Annotated in this window: 15 protein-coding genes and 1 pseudogene; 7 read left to right on the plus strand and 9 right to left on the minus strand. The window is 40.8% G+C overall.

Annotated elements, in window-relative coordinates:
- Positions 1-6: 6 nt before the first annotated feature.
- Positions 7-1,263 carry a vWA domain-containing protein gene (locus tag ACOWPH_RS20865; RefSeq protein WP_015217300.1) on the plus strand — a complete coding sequence of 419 codons (1,257 nt, stop codon included), beginning with the start codon at positions 7-9 and terminating at the stop codon, positions 1,261-1,263.
- Positions 1,260-2,540, plus strand: coding sequence for a vWA domain-containing protein (locus ACOWPH_RS20870; protein WP_015217301.1), 1,281 nt, complete (start codon positions 1,260-1,262; stop codon positions 2,538-2,540). The genes ACOWPH_RS20865 and ACOWPH_RS20870 overlap by 4 nt, the downstream gene beginning before the upstream one ends.
- Positions 2,541-2,586: 46 nt before the next feature.
- Here ACOWPH_RS20870 and ACOWPH_RS20875 read toward each other — a convergent pair whose 3' ends face one another.
- Positions 2,587-3,150, minus strand: a complete 564-nt coding sequence (locus ACOWPH_RS20875; protein WP_015217302.1) for an antibiotic biosynthesis monooxygenase — start codon at positions 3,148-3,150, stop codon at positions 2,587-2,589.
- Positions 3,151-3,172: 22 nt separating this feature from the next.
- Positions 3,173-4,109, minus strand: a pseudogene (locus ACOWPH_RS20880) (SMP-30/gluconolactonase/LRE family protein).
- 32 nt (positions 4,110-4,141) lie between these two features.
- On the opposite strand from ACOWPH_RS20880, the gene ACOWPH_RS20885 reads away from it, so the two are divergent.
- Positions 4,142-4,312 (plus strand): hypothetical protein, encoded by a 171-nt coding sequence (locus tag ACOWPH_RS20885; protein WP_015217304.1) that lies wholly within the window; start codon positions 4,142-4,144, stop codon positions 4,310-4,312.
- Here ACOWPH_RS20885 and ACOWPH_RS20890 read toward each other — a convergent pair.
- The 4 genes from ACOWPH_RS20890 to psb34 all read right to left on the minus strand — a co-directional run bounded on the left by ACOWPH_RS20890 (position 4,309) and on the right by psb34 (position 7,063).
- The gene (locus tag ACOWPH_RS20890; protein WP_015217305.1) at positions 4,309-4,542 is read right to left on the minus strand and encodes a DUF3134 family protein; all 234 of its coding nucleotides are present in this window, start codon (positions 4,540-4,542) and stop codon (positions 4,309-4,311) included. The two genes, ACOWPH_RS20885 and ACOWPH_RS20890, sit on opposite strands and share 4 nt — an antisense overlap.
- Before the next feature lie 42 nt (positions 4,543-4,584).
- The gene (gene leuD / locus ACOWPH_RS20895; protein WP_015217306.1) at positions 4,585-5,193 is read right to left on the minus strand and encodes a 3-isopropylmalate dehydratase small subunit; all 609 of its coding nucleotides are present in this window, start codon (positions 5,191-5,193) and stop codon (positions 4,585-4,587) included.
- Positions 5,194-5,329: 136 nt separating this feature from the next.
- On the minus strand, positions 5,330-6,733 hold the full coding sequence (leuC, locus tag ACOWPH_RS20900) for a 3-isopropylmalate dehydratase large subunit (RefSeq protein ID WP_015217307.1): 1,404 nt from the start codon (positions 6,731-6,733) through the stop codon (positions 5,330-5,332).
- Between the two features lie 156 nt (positions 6,734-6,889).
- Positions 6,890-7,063 (minus strand): photosystem II assembly protein Psb34, encoded by a 174-nt coding sequence (gene psb34 / locus ACOWPH_RS20905; RefSeq protein ID WP_015217308.1) that lies wholly within the window; start codon positions 7,061-7,063, stop codon positions 6,890-6,892.
- A 680-nt stretch (positions 7,064-7,743) separates the two neighbouring features.
- Between psb34 and ACOWPH_RS20910 the strand changes: the two genes are divergently transcribed.
- The 4 genes from ACOWPH_RS20910 (at position 7,744) to ACOWPH_RS20925 (ending at position 11,671) form a co-directional block, all read left to right on the plus strand.
- Positions 7,744-8,493 carry a thioesterase II family protein gene (locus ACOWPH_RS20910; RefSeq protein WP_015217309.1) on the plus strand — a complete coding sequence of 250 codons (750 nt, stop codon included), beginning with the start codon at positions 7,744-7,746 and terminating at the stop codon, positions 8,491-8,493.
- A 513-nt stretch (positions 8,494-9,006) separates the two neighbouring features.
- Positions 9,007-9,501, plus strand: a complete 495-nt coding sequence (locus ACOWPH_RS20915; protein WP_015217310.1) for an Hsp20/alpha crystallin family protein — start codon at positions 9,007-9,009, stop codon at positions 9,499-9,501.
- Between the two features lie 924 nt (positions 9,502-10,425).
- Positions 10,426-10,671, plus strand: coding sequence for a hypothetical protein (locus ACOWPH_RS20920; RefSeq protein WP_015217311.1), 246 nt, complete (start codon positions 10,426-10,428; stop codon positions 10,669-10,671).
- 10 nt (positions 10,672-10,681) lie between these two features.
- Positions 10,682-11,671 (plus strand): hypothetical protein, encoded by a 990-nt coding sequence (locus ACOWPH_RS20925; protein ID WP_015217312.1) that lies wholly within the window; start codon positions 10,682-10,684, stop codon positions 11,669-11,671.
- A gap of 22 nt (positions 11,672-11,693) precedes the next feature.
- Here the strand turns inward: ACOWPH_RS20925 and ACOWPH_RS20930 are convergent, their stop codons facing one another.
- The 3 genes from ACOWPH_RS20930 to ACOWPH_RS20940 form a co-directional block, all read right to left on the minus strand.
- The gene (locus tag ACOWPH_RS20930; protein WP_015217313.1) at positions 11,694-12,191 is read right to left on the minus strand and encodes a hypothetical protein; all 498 of its coding nucleotides are present in this window, start codon (positions 12,189-12,191) and stop codon (positions 11,694-11,696) included.
- A gap of 124 nt (positions 12,192-12,315) precedes the next feature.
- The gene (locus ACOWPH_RS20935; protein ID WP_015217314.1) at positions 12,316-13,824 is read right to left on the minus strand and encodes a UbiD family decarboxylase; all 1,509 of its coding nucleotides are present in this window, start codon (positions 13,822-13,824) and stop codon (positions 12,316-12,318) included.
- A 163-nt stretch (positions 13,825-13,987) separates the two neighbouring features.
- Positions 13,988-14,281, minus strand: coding sequence for a hypothetical protein (locus ACOWPH_RS20940; RefSeq protein WP_042465482.1), 294 nt, complete (start codon positions 14,279-14,281; stop codon positions 13,988-13,990).
- Positions 14,282-14,321: the final 40 nt, after the last annotated feature.

A 14,321-nucleotide genomic window follows, 5' to 3' on the forward strand; every position in this document is an offset into this window, starting at 1 on the left:
TAGGTTATGAAAGTTAATTTGCAGCCTACTCTAAATGATGCTAATTTAGACGCGAATCAAGCCAGCAGTCAACGTCAGTTGGCAGTTTCGATTTCTGCTGTTGGCGAAACTCTAGATCGCAGTGTGTCATTAAATTTATGCTTAATTCTCGATCATAGTGGTTCGATGCGGGGGCGATCGCTCGAAACTGTGAAAAAAGCAGCTTCTTTGCTGGTTGATCGCCTCAGTGCTGATGATCGTCTGAGTATTGTTGCTTTTGATCACCGTGCTAAAGTTTTAGTCCCTAATCAGGTGATTACAGATCGAGAACAGATCAAACAGCAAATTAATCGCTTATCTGCCGATGGTGGGACGGCGATTGATGAGGGTCTACGGGTGGGGATTGAGGAATTAGCCAAAGGCAAAAAAGAAACTGTTTCCCACGCCTTTTTGCTAACTGATGGCGAAAATGAACATGGTGACAACGATCGCTGTTTGAAATTTGCCCAATTGGCAGCCAGCTATAATTTGACTTTGAATACATTGGGTTTTGGTGACAATTGGAATCAGGATATTTTAGAAAAAATAGCTGATGCTGGTCTGGGGAATTTGTCACATATTGAACAACCAGATCAAGCTATGGATAAGTTCAGTCGCTTGTTCACCCGGATGCAAACAGTGGGATTGACTAACGCTTATCTGCTCTTTTCACTGATGCCAAATGTGCGATTAGCGGAACTTAAACCCGTCGCCCAAGTTGCCCCGGATACCATTGAATTACCAGTACAACCAGATGCTGATGGACGTTTTCTGGTGCGTTTGGGAGATTTAATGAAGGATGTGGAACGGGTGATTTTGGCTAATATTTATTTGGGACAGTTGCCCGAAGGTAAACAGGCGATCGCTAATGTACAAGTCCGCTACGATGACCCCGCCCAGAACCAAACCGGATTATTTTCTCTGAATATGCCAGTATATGCAAATGTAGGGCGAATTTACCAACCATCTGCCAATCCCGAAGTGCAACAGTCTATTTTGGCTTTAGCCAAGTATCGCCAAACCCAGTTGGCAGAAGCGAAATTACAACAGGGTGATCGCGCTGGGGCAGCGACAATGCTACAAACGGCTGCTAAAACGGCTTTGCAAATGGGAGATGCCAGTGGAGCAACGGTATTGCAAACTAACGCCACACGCTTGCAAGCAGGGGAAGAGTTATCAGAAAGCGATCGCAAAAAAACCAGAATTGTCTCAAAAACTGTGTTGCAGGATGCTCCTCCTAAATGAAAGTTCAATTACTGTCGGCACTAAATGACACTAATGTTGATGCGGCTCAATTGAGTAACCAGCGTCAACTAGCCATTTCTATTTCGGCAATTGCCGATCAACTTGACCAAAGTTTACCGCTGAATTTATGCCTGATTTTGGATAAAAGTGGTTCCATGCATGGGGAAGCTATTGATACTGTAATTCAGGCAGTAGAACAATTATTAGCTCAACTCAAGCCAGGCGATCGCATCTCTATCGTCGCTTTTGCTGGTACTTCTGAGGTCATTATCCCCAACCAAATTGTCTCAGATATCGACAGCATCAAAGCCAAGTTAAAGAATAAGCTCAAGGCTTCTGGAGGTACAGTCATTGCTGAAGCTTTGTCTTTGGGAATTACAGAACTACTCAAAGGCACAAAAGGCGCTGTTTCCCAAGCATTTCTACTCACAGATGGCCGTGGTGACGGTGGTTTAAAAATCTGGAAGTGGGAAATTGGCCCCAATGACCACAAACGCTGTCTGGAACTTGCACAAAAAGCAACTAGAGTCAACCTGACAATCAACACTTTCGGATTTGGCAATGAATGGAACCAGGATTTGCTAGAAAAGATTGCCGATGCAGGTGGTGGTAGTCTGGCTTATATTGAGCGTCCAGAACAAGCTGTAGACCAATTTGGCAGCTTGTTTAAACGAATTCAGTCTGTGGGGTTAACCAATGCCCATTTGTTGCTGTCCCTAGTCCCTAGTGTCCGACTCGCAGAACTCAAACCCATTGCCCAAGTTGCCCCAGAAACCATTGAGTTATCAGTGGAAACAGAAGCGAATGGTAGCTTTATTGTCCGCTTGGGAGATTTAATGAAAGATGCAGAACGGGTAGTTTTGACGAATATTTATTTAGGACAGTTGCCAGAAGGCAAACAAGTGATTGGACATATCCAAATTCGCTACGATAACCCAGCAGAAAATAAAGAAGGTTTACTTTCCCCTCTGTTACCTGTCTATGCCAATGTGACTAAGGCTTATCAACCTGCTGTTAATCCCCAGGTGATACAGTCGATTTTGGTATTAGCTAAATATCGTCAAACTCAGGTAGCAGAGACAAAATTGGAACAAGGCGATCGCGCTGGTGCGGTGACAATGCTGCAAACAGCTGCTAAAACTGCCTTGCAAATCGGAGATACAGGTGCAGCCACCGTGTTGCAATCAAACGCCACACGTCTGCAAGCTGGTGAAGAACTCTCGGAGAGCGATCGCAAAAAAACCAGAATTGTCTCAAAAACAATTTTACGAGAATAATTCTTTAGGGTGGGCATCTGCCTACCCTAAAAAGTTGACAATTATCCTAAACTTTTGATTTGGGATATAGCCAAAAGCTAAACAAACGAGTCACTCTGGGCATGATGATATAAGTCAGCATTACCACCATAATAGCGGAAATAATTAAGGAAATAATCAGCGGAGGTAAACTACGAAGTAAAGGACTAAGAAAGACACTCAAAAGATTAATTAATATGTAAACAACTGCCCAGGTAAGTAATGCAGTTTTATAGCGTGGTGGTGTTTTTAAAGGTTGACCAGGAATAGAAAACCAAGCTTCTAAGCCGCTGATTTCCTGGATATGGGGGTCAGATTCTACCAAAGGTTTGGCTTGAGTAAGCCAGTATTGGCGATCGCCTGATGTCATCCATGTTTTCCAATTTTCATAACTATCAAATCGAATAATCATCACATATTCATTTCTGACACCAGGTTGAGGACGAATCACATTTGTACCCAAATGACCTGTATAGGTTCTGGCTACAGTTGTAATATCTTTCACCCAAGCTTCAAAAGCCATTTCATTGCCTGGTTTGACGAGTTGCGAAATTACAACCGTGACTAATTGCTCATCTTGTGCTGTTTCCATCCGTTAATTTTCTTTTTGCCTATCACCTTTGATATCCAGCTTTTCCAACCTCAAGCCGGACAACTGTAGCCGCTACGACACCTGTGGGAGGTGGCAAAAACATACCACCATTTGTGACAACATAGATAGCAGTGCGATCGCTGCGCTCGCCGAAGGCATCGCTCTCTAGTTGACCAAAAGCGACTGCTGTACTACCAATTACATTTTGTTCAGATTGAGCAATAATAGTTGTCGTGCCATCGGGAGCAATCCTGACTACACTGTTATAAACGTGAGTTGCCCCGTAAAGATTGCCCTCCACATCAAAGGCAAAATCATCAATATTCGTCTGCTTCACTAAAATTTCCGGTTCACTAGGAACATTTGCTTTGTCAATGGCAATTCTTAACAATAGCTGTTGGTCAGTATTTGAAACATAGAGATACTCATTAAACCACTTCAAACCGTTGACGGCAGGAATTATGCTTTCTGCACTGTTGCGAGCTAACAAAGGGTGTTCTAACCAAATTGAAGCACTGTTATTGGGCAATATCAATCAGCCAGATTGCCCCCCGATAGGAATCTGCCATTAAGTACTTTGTATCAGACATTGGTGTGATGCCATTAGGGAAAATCGCATCTGGCAAAGTTACCAAAGTTTCCACAACACCATCGGCTGTTATGTGAAAAACCGCAGATACAGAATCAGCATTCCATCCAGTTGCTATCAGACCACCATTAGTAGTGAAGGCTAAACCACTGACCTTACCTTCTACACTGGCATGAATATGTTGGCTACCATCTGGTAAAATCCGAACAATTTCACCTATTTCATGATTAGTCACCAAAATACTTCCATCTGGAGCGATGACAAGATTTTCTAGAAAGGTGTTAACTGGGAATGTGGAAATAACTTGGGCTGGGACTAATTTAACTGGGGTATGGGTGTAAATTGGCGGTAATACTGTTGAGTTCTGCATTTGAGTGAAATTCTCCTGAAGATTACTAAACTATGAATTTATACCGCAAGACTTATGGAGGTATTTACCAAATGGATACTAGCAAAGGTCAGCAAAAGATATATGAAATTTGCGTAACAGATGATTATTTCACGGCAGAGGCAGAAATCACAAAACAGTCAAAAATTACACCCTGTCTTGTGCCTTCTGCCTTTCTGCATTAATCTTCTAACTCTACATCTGAGTCATCATCATCATTATCATAGGGAAGATCATCGAGGTCGATGATTTCAGAATTTTCTTCTACTTCACGAAGATTCCCTGTTTCAGATGGTTCACGAGGTATTAACCGTCCAGTAGACTTCAGCCATTCCAGAAGAATAAATTCATGACTTGTACGAATTACGGTAGCTCGTTGGTTACGAGGTTGTTCATGCAAAGGGCCATTAAGCATACAAAATTCTCTTTGAATTGGGAAAAAACTAAATTGATTAACTTACTTTACTGCTAACTTACGCCAACCAATGTACGGCAATTTCGCCGCAGTTGCCCGCACTTTTTCAACATTTTCTACTAATTGACCGCAAGCATCCCAAGTACCAGACACAAAGGTGCTTCTCGTCCCTTCATTCATCACAACTGGGGACGTAAAATCACCAATTTTTACTTGTAAATTTTCTAAATCTATGCTAACAGATGTTTGAGAATTTGCTGTTACTAAATCTTGCAGTTGTTTGACTGTAGCTGCATCAGCTGTAACACAAGGTATACCCATGGCGACACAATTACCAAAAAAGATTTCCGCAAAGCTTTCACCAATCAGGGCTTTTATTCCCCATTTAGCTAAGGCTTGGGGCGCGTGTTCCCGTGAAGAACCACAGCCAAAATTCCGGTTAACTATTAAGATTTTTGCCCCTTGATACTGGGTTTGGTCAAAGGGGTGTTGACCGTTTAAGGCTTTCCGGTCATCAATAAATACTCCTGTACCTAAACCGTCAAATGTGACAGCTTTTAAGTAGCGGGCGGGGATGATTCGGTCAGTATCAATGTCGTTACCGATGAGGGGGACGGCATTACCAGATATTTGTTTTACTTCACTTACCATAAGTTTAAGAAGAAACGTTCGCGTAGCGTGCCGTAAGGCATACCGCTCCAGACGCGGAGGACAAAGAGGAAGAAGTGTTTGAGAGGTTTTTTTTGGGACGGGCTTCTAGCCTGTCCTCATTCCACAAGATAGGTTTTTACAACAAGTCTCGCACGTCGGCGATTTCGCCTTTAATAGCGGCTGTGGCTACCATTGCGGGACTCATGAGTAAGGTGCGCCCGGAGGATGAACCTTGTCTGCCTTTAAAGTTGCGGTTGGAGGAGGAGGCGCTGATTTGTCTTCCTTGGAGTTTGTCGGGGTTCATGGCTAGGCACATGGAACATCCTGGTTCTCGCCATTCAAAGCCGGCTGCTTGGAAGATTTTATCTAGTCCTTCGGCTTCGGCTTCTCTTTTGACTCTTTCGGAACCGGGGACGACGAAGGCTTTCACACCCTCTGCTACTTTGCGACCTTGGGCAATTTTGGCTGCTTCTCTTAAGTCGCTAATGCGGCCGTTGGTGCAACTACCAATAAAACAAACATCAATTTTTGTTCCTTGGATCGGTTGACCAGGGTATAAGTCCATGTAGCGGTATGCTTCTTCGGCGATAAACCGATCTTCTTCTAGGAGTTCTTCGGGTGTGGGGACTTTTTGATTTACACCGATACCTTGACCAGGGGTAATTCCCCAGGTAACGGTGGGGGTAATTTCTCCCGCATCGAAGACTACTACATCATCATATTCGGCATCCACATCACTACGCAGAGATTCCCACCAAGTAACGGCTTGATCCCAATCTGCACCTGTGGGTGCAAAGTCTCTAGTTTGGAGATAATTGTAGGTAATTTGGTCAGGATTGACGTAACCACATCTGGCACCGCCTTCTATGGCCATGTTGCAAACGGTCATCCGTTCTTCCATGTTCATTTGTGCAAAGGTTGTGCCGGCAAATTCGTAAGCGTAGCCAACACCACCTTTGACTCCCAAGGTGCGGATGATGTGTAGAATTACGTCTTTGGCGTAAACACCTGGTTTTAGGTTGCCGTTAACTTCTATTTTGCGGACTTTTAATTTAGATAAGGCTAGTGTTTGGGAAGCTAGAACATCCCGTACTTGGCTTGTTCCGATACCAAATGCGATCGCTCCGAATGCTCCATGACTAGAGGTATGACTGTCTCCGCAAGCGATCGTCATTCCCGGTTGAGTCAGTCCTAATTCAGGCGCAATGACGTGAACTATACCTTGATTCCCTGAACCAATATTGTAAAAAGTGATGTCATTCTCTTGACAACTCTTTTCTAATGCTTGAATCATTTCTTCGGCCAAGCTATCCACAAAGGGACGGGCTTGATTTTCTGTGGGGACTATATGATCAACTGTAGCTATAGTCCGTTCTGGGAATAATACTTTTAAATCCCGCTCCCGCAGCATCGCAAAGGCTTGAGGACTGGTCACTTCATGAATAAGGTGTAGCCCGATAAATAATTGCGTCAGCCCTGAAGGAAGTGTACCAACGGTGTGTAAGTCCCAAACTTTGTCAAACAGGGTTCCTCTGCTCATATACCAATCTCGATTAAAGGAGTCGGACTATTCATAGTATCAAAAAATTTGCAGTTGTTCGCAAGTTCAGCCACAAAAAAAACCCCGGTGAAACTAGCCGGGGCTGATAGGAGAAATCCAAATGACGATTAGATACCAATACCGAAACGAAGAATCTTAGTAGCTAACCCCCAGTGCAATTAAAACTATAGAGGTTACAAATAAAACTGCTACTGCACCCTGAAAAGCATAGCGGCTTTGTTGATCTTTTGTAGGATATTCAGCGTAGTAAAGATTTGGTTCGTTGGAGTAGTTATTAAGGATGCCTTCTTCATTAGTGGTGGTATACATAATATATTTTTTTCCTTCGTTTGTTACTTTATGTAAACTAATTTAACAAGATTGTTACAAAGTGTCAATAGGACTTGACAAAAAAATAGTATATGATCTACATAAGGCTTGCTTATCTGGGATGTTTCGTGAGACACAAAAGAAAAAAGTACAATGCAAATTATTAACAAAAGCCACAAGGATTTGTCACTACGTAATTTAATTTAAAATATATATATTATTTTGTACAAATATGCGCTGAAGTAAGATCAACAAACCACAGAGACATAGAGGACACAGAAAAGGAAAAGACAAGGTTAGGAAATTTGGCGCAGTCTCACAAAAAAAGAACTCTTAACAGGGAACAGTAAAGACAGAATTGATACCTACTGACTCTTGTTCAAAAATCAAATAGGAGTAAAACTGGCTTCATGTATAGGTTCCAACTTAGATTTTGTACCCCCTAACTACGCAAACTGCTGTAACAATACCTTGTACATTTTTTGTAGCGACTGTTTGGCGCACCACCAATGCGCGATGTGGAGCGGTTGCGAGAAGCTGTTAGGGAGACTGCTAGTTCTTCAATACAATCTCCTCAAGACACCCGGCATCTTGCCAGAAATCACTAAAACGTTGATTTTGAATCTGTAGATTCAGAATGTTTCTACTCTAACCGTTTTCTATTGTTTTTTGTACATATTATGAAAGTCAAAACCACATTCAACTCGTGGGTAACTTGTCCCCAACCCAACCCCCAAGCCAAATTGCGCTTATTCTGCTTACCCTATGCAGGTGGTAGTGCAATGGTATTTCGCACCTGGGCTAATGATTTACCACCAACTATTGAAGTGTGTCCTCTCGAACTTCCCGGTAGGGGAAGACAAATGAACTTACCCCCCTACACAGAAATGAAACCTTTAGTGAGGGAAATAGCCCAAAATCTTATTCCCTATCTAGATAAACCCTTTGCTTTTTTCGGTCATAGTATGGGTGGACTCGTCAGTTTTGAATTAACTCGTTTATTGCGTTCAGATTATAATTTAACTCCATCACATTTATTTATCTCTGCTCGCAGTGCGCCACAAGTTCCACCGACAAAAAGACCTATTTATAACTTACCAGATGCAGAATTTTGGCAAGAAGTTCTTAGTTTTAATGGTACTCCTGATGATATCGTAGATAATCCAGATATAATCCAAATTTTTCTGCCAATTCTCAGGGCTGATTTTACTGTTTTAGATACCTATATTTACAACCATCAATCACCTTTTGATTTTCCTATTAGTGTTTTTGGTGGTTTACAAGATCCAGAATTTACTGATTATGAGCTAGAAGCGTGGCGTGAACAAACTACTGCTCCTTTTTTATTACAAATGATTGATGGTAATCACTTTTTTATTAGCTCAAATCAAAAAGTTTTACTTAAAAGTATATCTCAACAGTTAGAATAAAAATATTGTGTGTACAGTTTACAGCCATACTTCAGATAGATGCCGATGTTATTAATTTTTGCCGGCAATACTCAAATACTTAATAACCTCTAGCTGGGATCGATGTAGAAATATTTATAATTATTCTGAAAAGAGATTAAGTCTGTTTTTAATATGGAGATTGTAACGAATTGTCAAAAATTCTCATAGGTACGGCTATTGCGATTCCCATATCTATAAAACCGAACCCTCTGAATTTATCTCCTAGTGTTATTGTTTATTTAGGAAGCTAAAGATTAAGCTTCAGGCAAATAAAGATTTAAAGTAAGAATTCAGGAGTCAGGAAGAAGAAGGAAGAAGGAAGAAGGAAGAAGGAAGAAGAATATTTTTTTCTTCTGTTAAGAGTTCCCTTTTCCCTGCTATATCAAATATCCTGAATCCTTACGATTTAAAAAATATTACCGTTGTTTGCCATCTGTGAAGCTTGAAATTAAGCCTCCACAAACCAAATAGAGGATTGTCTAGGAGATAGATATGGCACTAATTCGTTGGGACCCACTCCGGGAAATTGAACGCTTAGAACCATTTCGTGAACTTGATCGTTGGGACCCTCTCCGTGAAATGGATACTTTACAACGTCGTATGAATCGCTTGTTTGAAAGAATTATACCAACTGATGGGGGTGAAAGAGGAGGAATTACTTTTATTCCTGCTGCTGAACTTGAAGAAACTGATGATGCTTTTAAATTGAGACTAGAATTACCTGGTCTGGAAGCAAAAGATGTAAATGTGGAAGTAACTCCTGAAGCTGTTTCTATTACTGGTGAAAGAAAATCAGAAACTACAACAGAAAAAGAAGGTTACACTCGTTCTGAATTCCGTTATGGCAAATTCCAACGGATTATACCATTGCCTTCCCTTGTCCAACATGAACAAGTCCAGGCTGAATATAAAGATGGTATTCTCCGGTTGAATTTGCCTAAAGCAGAACCAGAAAAGCAAAAAGCTTTCAAGGTCAATCTCGGTTAATTTGTAATACCAATCCTATGTGAGATTGCGCCACACAAATAAATTTTGTAGAGACTTTCCATGGAAAGTCTCTACAAAATAGAGATTAGCTCATTATTTCTGGTCGTAGAGACGTTTTTCTCGTTTCCATACTCTGTATGGGAAAAAACTCAAGAAGGCTCTACCTTTAGAGTTCTCCAATTAAAAAAATATCCCAAAATTTCTTGTGATGCGGGCATCTTGCCCGCTAATAATATAAGGACGGGCAAGATGCCCATCCCACAAGATTGGATCATCTTTTTTGTGGAGTTCTCTTAGTGATATTAGCAGAGGCAGAGCCTCTGTGATAGCGTTTCCAGTCGGAGACCGGGAACGAGATGTATGAGGAGAGGAGTTAGTTAAAAATTTGCAGGAAGCCATTAATCAAGATAACTTTGACCGCATTAAGTCTCTTCGCAGTGAATTATAGCAAGTTTTGATGCAAACTGGTAGTGCAGTTTATGCTCATGCGGGCAGCCCAGATAGAAGTAGTAGGGAATCACAAAGTGGCCGGAGTTGAAGATGTGATTGATGCTGATTTTGTGGAAAATCAATAAAAAAATGAATGAATTATAAATTATGAAGAATGACACACATCCTCGTTCTATTTCATCCATAAGGAGGATGTGAAAATCTTCAAAGTATCCAGATAATCAGTAGGCGGAGATGAACAAGTAGAAAGACTGAAATTTAATATGAAAGACCATTGTCAGGAAAGCTTAGTATGGCGGAACAATCACATGGGTGGAGATTGCTTCGCTGCTTATTCTTGACAATTAAAATTTTTATCCTATGTTTGGCTTGATTTTAAGGATTTGAATAAAACTTACACTAAAACACACACTGATGTAGTTTCTTTTGCTTGAATAGCTATATTAAGATTACTGGAATTGGCAATTCTTAATTATGGCTACCAAAATCATTGATGTTAGAGAATATACTGTCAGAGCGCATCAAAGACAGATTCACACTCGTGTTTTTAATTTTGTATGTAAAGAATGTAATCAAGCTACAAAACGGGAAACTTTTGGGACTAGACCTTTGTATTGTGAATCCTGTCGTCCTCCTCAACCTCCTAAAAAATCATCACAAGAAACTAGAAAAGTTAAGCCTCATGCAATGACTTACAAAAGCGATATTGATTTAGGTTAATTGAAGTAATATGAATCCAAAAGAACAATTACAACCTCCTTCAGAGGTATTTATCAGACCATTGTTAGAATTGCGAGACTACTATGCTAGTCTTGCCCAAGAGTACCAACGGCTATTTATAGAAGCGCGATCGCAGTTGGATCATACGGAAGCTTTATTATCCAACTGGTCTTATCCAGATGATCAATCATTTTCCCAACTAGAAAGCGCTGATGAGCAGGGTTCTCTGTTTTTTCTGTCATCTGATGATCAGTCTGATTTAGACTTGTTAGAGTCTCTAGAGTCAGAACTTTCTCTCTCAGATACATGGGAGACAGAAGAGTCTAGTACTGCTACAGATACAGAAGATTCCCATCTGATAAATACATCTTCTGAGAGTTATGATCATTTGGCAAAAGGGGCAGAAATTCCCATGCTGCCCCAATATCACGCTTTGACTCGGATGGAAGCTCTGAAAAAGCTATTGCACGAATATGCTGGTACTGTATGCCATATAGACTTTATTGTGCGATCGCTTTACGGAGATTTAGAGTCAACCATCTTCAAGGTTGTCAAAGGTCGAGTCCAGTCTTCCCTCACCCAAGGTAGAGAACGGGGTTACTGGTCGGCTATTCCCAATGAACCTGGTTGTTATACTCTGGTTTTAAGTCTTTTAGCTCCAGTTCATCACAACGGCTCCTCTGTTGGTGCGAGAATTAAAAAGAAGAAGCCTTTTGTTCAACAGCACTCTAAAGAAGTCCCGATGCTCAGAGAATTTCAAGGTCAATTTTTAATTGATGCTCTCACTTCTTTCTTAGAGCAACATAAGGGAAGAGTTTTTGGTGTGAATGAAATCGTCAATGGCATTTATGGAGAACTTAATGATCAAGAAATCAGAGAGGTAAAAAATAAAGTGCTGAATGAATTATCTAGAGGTCATCGCACAGGACGATTCTCTAGAGTTCCTAACCAAATCGGTTTCTATACTTGGGATGCCAAGACGATAAAAAGAAGGGTGTAGGATTTGGGGTAAAGGTTTATCTTTACCCTTCCCATTTAATTATGGTTGCAGAAAAACTCATGGGTAACTCACTATTTTCTGATCCTACATCGGTGAAATCGTTTCCAATTGCTGGTGCAGAGAAAAACTCTAAATAACCTGGTGTCGGTAAAAAATCAGCAAAAAATGTACTAGAATAGCTGCCACTAGCTGTAGAATATCCAAACCCATCACCTGTTAACTGCTGATTATTGAGACTAATTAAATTGTCAACACTAAAAGGTTCATTTCCTGGTGTTGGAGTCCCAGCAGGTTGCAATCCAGTAATTGTTTCACCATTCCTTGTCCCAATAATTTCAATAATCAGGTAAAAGCCTAACTCATCAGGTGTGTCATTAGTAATAAAAGTACCACTAGCTGCTACACCAGTACCAGAATAATTCCAGTTCCAAGTTATAGCAAAAGCAGTTTCCATCGTCCCGAAAAATAATCCTAATACAATAGCAAAGACTGTTGCAAATAGTACAGCTATATTTTTCATGGAGTTGTTAGTGGAAAGGCGAAGTTGATAGATTAAGTTCAGCTACAGTGAAAAACAAATAGCTTGACCAATAGTATCAGTCAAGCTGAATCTTGAGAGATGTTGTTACCAGCAACTTAACAATTTAATGCATATCGTAACCAAACAAATTTGGATCAACTTCTCCTAGTTTTAAATCTCCTAAACCATATTCTGCCCAACGTCTTTCTACCATTGCAGCTACATCAGCATCTGATTCTAATGGTTCACCCCATTCATGTTCTGTTTCTGGAGGCATTTTGGTAGTAGCATCTATGCCCATTCTGCCCCCTAAACCGAGTTTTTCACTAGCAAAATCTAAGGTGTCAAAGGGGGTATTTGGTAATATGAATACATCCCGTGAAGGGTCAACTTTAGAACTAATTGCCCAGACTACTTGACGCGGATCACGAATGTTGATATCTTTATCAACAACAATGACAAATTTGGTGTATGTGAATTGGGGTAAGGCACTCCAAAAAGCTAATGCTGCCCTTCGCGCTTGTCCGGGATATGCTTTATCTATGGAAATGATCGCTGCTTTGTAACTTAATGCTTCCATTGGCAGGAAGAAATCGACTATTTCGGATACTTGTTGGCGTAAGATGGGGGTATAGATGCGGTTGAGTGCGATCGCCATCATGGCTTCTTCTTTGGGTGGACGACCGCTAAATGTGGTCAGATAGATGGGATCTTTGCGGTGAGTCATACACTGAAACCGCACCAATGGCGAATCTTCCACACCACCGTAATACCCCATATGATCACCAAAGGGGCCATCTGGTAAAACTTCCCCTGGTGTAATTGTTCCTTCAAGGACAAATTCTGAATCTGCGGGAACTTCTAAATCTACGGTTTTACACTTGGCTAATTGGACTCCAGAACCGCCATAAAGCCCTGCAAATAGCCATTCTGATAAATCTACAGGGATGGGTGTGGCAGCTGCCATGATGATTAAAGGATCTACACCAAGTGCGATCGCTACTTCTAATTTTTTACCACGTTCGGCAGCTTTGCGTAAATGTCTCGCACCCCCCCGCACCGACAACCAATGTACGGTCATAGTATTATGAGATTGCAGTTGTAAACGATACACACCTACATTTGGCGTTCCCGTCTCACAATCTTTAGTTATTACCAACCCTAATGTAATAATCTTTCCGGCATCTCCCGGATAAGGACGTATTAAAGGTAACTTATTTAAATCTAATTCACTCCCTTGAATCACCACCTGTTGACAAGCAGGAAAAAAGTCCCTTCCTGGTTTGGCTTTCACCACGTCAAACAGCACTTTACCAAAATCTATCGCTTGGGAAATCTTTTTTGGTGGCTTGGGTTGCTGAAGCATACTCAGCTTCTTTCCCAGGGTTTCTAACTCCTCTGGTTTTTCCATATTCATCGCCCAGCATATCCTTTCCACAGTCCCCATTAAATTTACCGCAACGGGGAAAGATGCACCTTTCACATTTTCAAAGATTAATCCCGGCCCACCTTTTTGCAGCATTCGGTTGGAAATCTCCGCAATTTCCATATCTGAGTCAACTAAAGCCGAAATTCGCTTCAATTGTCCTCTTTCTTCTAGAATTTTGATGAATCCCCGTAAATCTCGCGCCATGTTCCCTAAGAATTAAGAAGTGTAAAGTCTTCTTAATCTTAACTTGATATCTGGGTAGTATTTTTGTACTTAATAAATTAATATTTGCAGAATTAAACGCAGATAAACGCGGATAATTTAGTATAGATAATTCTCGTTCCCAGTCTCTGACTGGGAATGCAAATTAAGAGGCTCTGCCTCTAAAATACATTAAAAAGATATCAATTGGATCAAGCCAAACTTTATTTAATGATGATTCACTCATTTCTAAAAATTCTTTAACTAATATTTTATCATTATCTATATCAACAGCTTGTAAATTTTTAACTACTGCTAATGGCAGTCCAGTTAGTTTAACAATAAAATTTAAATCAATACCTTCTCGTAACATATTTACCGCAACTTGGGTTAAACCTTGCTGTAAACCTTTTTCCCATGCTTCCTGTAATGTTTGCGCTGGAATTGATAGGTTGTTCATATTTTCTATAAAGTAGTTATGTTCATTTTGGCACAATCAT

It is taken from the genome of Anabaena sp. PCC 7938, from assembly GCF_049315035.1.
Classification (GTDB): Bacteria; Cyanobacteriota; Cyanobacteriia; order Cyanobacteriales; family Nostocaceae; genus Anabaena; species Anabaena cylindrica.

What these genes read in the sequence shown, in the direction of transcription:
- ACOWPH_RS20865 (WP_015217300.1), top strand. Translation starts at nt 7, where the DNA reads ATGAAAGTTAATTTGCAGCCTACTCTAAATGATGCTAATTTAGACGCG.
- ACOWPH_RS20870 (WP_015217301.1), top strand. Translation starts at nt 1,260, where the DNA reads ATGAAAGTTCAATTACTGTCGGCACTAAATGACACTAATGTTGATGCG.
- ACOWPH_RS20875 (WP_015217302.1), bottom strand. Translation starts at nt 3,150, where the DNA reads ATGGAAACAGCACAAGATGAGCAATTAGTCACGGTTGTAATTTCGCAA.
- ACOWPH_RS20885 (WP_015217304.1), top strand. Translation starts at nt 4,142, where the DNA reads ATGAATTTATACCGCAAGACTTATGGAGGTATTTACCAAATGGATACT.
- ACOWPH_RS20890 (WP_015217305.1), bottom strand. Translation starts at nt 4,542, where the DNA reads ATGCTTAATGGCCCTTTGCATGAACAACCTCGTAACCAACGAGCTACC.
- leuD (WP_015217306.1), bottom strand. Translation starts at nt 5,193, where the DNA reads ATGGTAAGTGAAGTAAAACAAATATCTGGTAATGCCGTCCCCCTCATC.
- leuC (WP_015217307.1), bottom strand. Translation starts at nt 6,733, where the DNA reads ATGAGCAGAGGAACCCTGTTTGACAAAGTTTGGGACTTACACACCGTT.
- psb34 (WP_015217308.1), bottom strand. Translation starts at nt 7,063, where the DNA reads ATGTATACCACCACTAATGAAGAAGGCATCCTTAATAACTACTCCAAC.
- ACOWPH_RS20910 (WP_015217309.1), top strand. Translation starts at nt 7,744, where the DNA reads ATGAAAGTCAAAACCACATTCAACTCGTGGGTAACTTGTCCCCAACCC.
- ACOWPH_RS20915 (WP_015217310.1), top strand. Translation starts at nt 9,007, where the DNA reads ATGGCACTAATTCGTTGGGACCCACTCCGGGAAATTGAACGCTTAGAA.
- ACOWPH_RS20920 (WP_015217311.1), top strand. Translation starts at nt 10,426, where the DNA reads ATGGCTACCAAAATCATTGATGTTAGAGAATATACTGTCAGAGCGCAT.
- ACOWPH_RS20925 (WP_015217312.1), top strand. Translation starts at nt 10,682, where the DNA reads ATGAATCCAAAAGAACAATTACAACCTCCTTCAGAGGTATTTATCAGA.
- ACOWPH_RS20930 (WP_015217313.1), bottom strand. Translation starts at nt 12,191, where the DNA reads ATGAAAAATATAGCTGTACTATTTGCAACAGTCTTTGCTATTGTATTA.
- ACOWPH_RS20935 (WP_015217314.1), bottom strand. Translation starts at nt 13,824, where the DNA reads ATGGCGCGAGATTTACGGGGATTCATCAAAATTCTAGAAGAAAGAGGA.
- ACOWPH_RS20940 (WP_042465482.1), bottom strand. Translation starts at nt 14,281, where the DNA reads ATGAACAACCTATCAATTCCAGCGCAAACATTACAGGAAGCATGGGAA.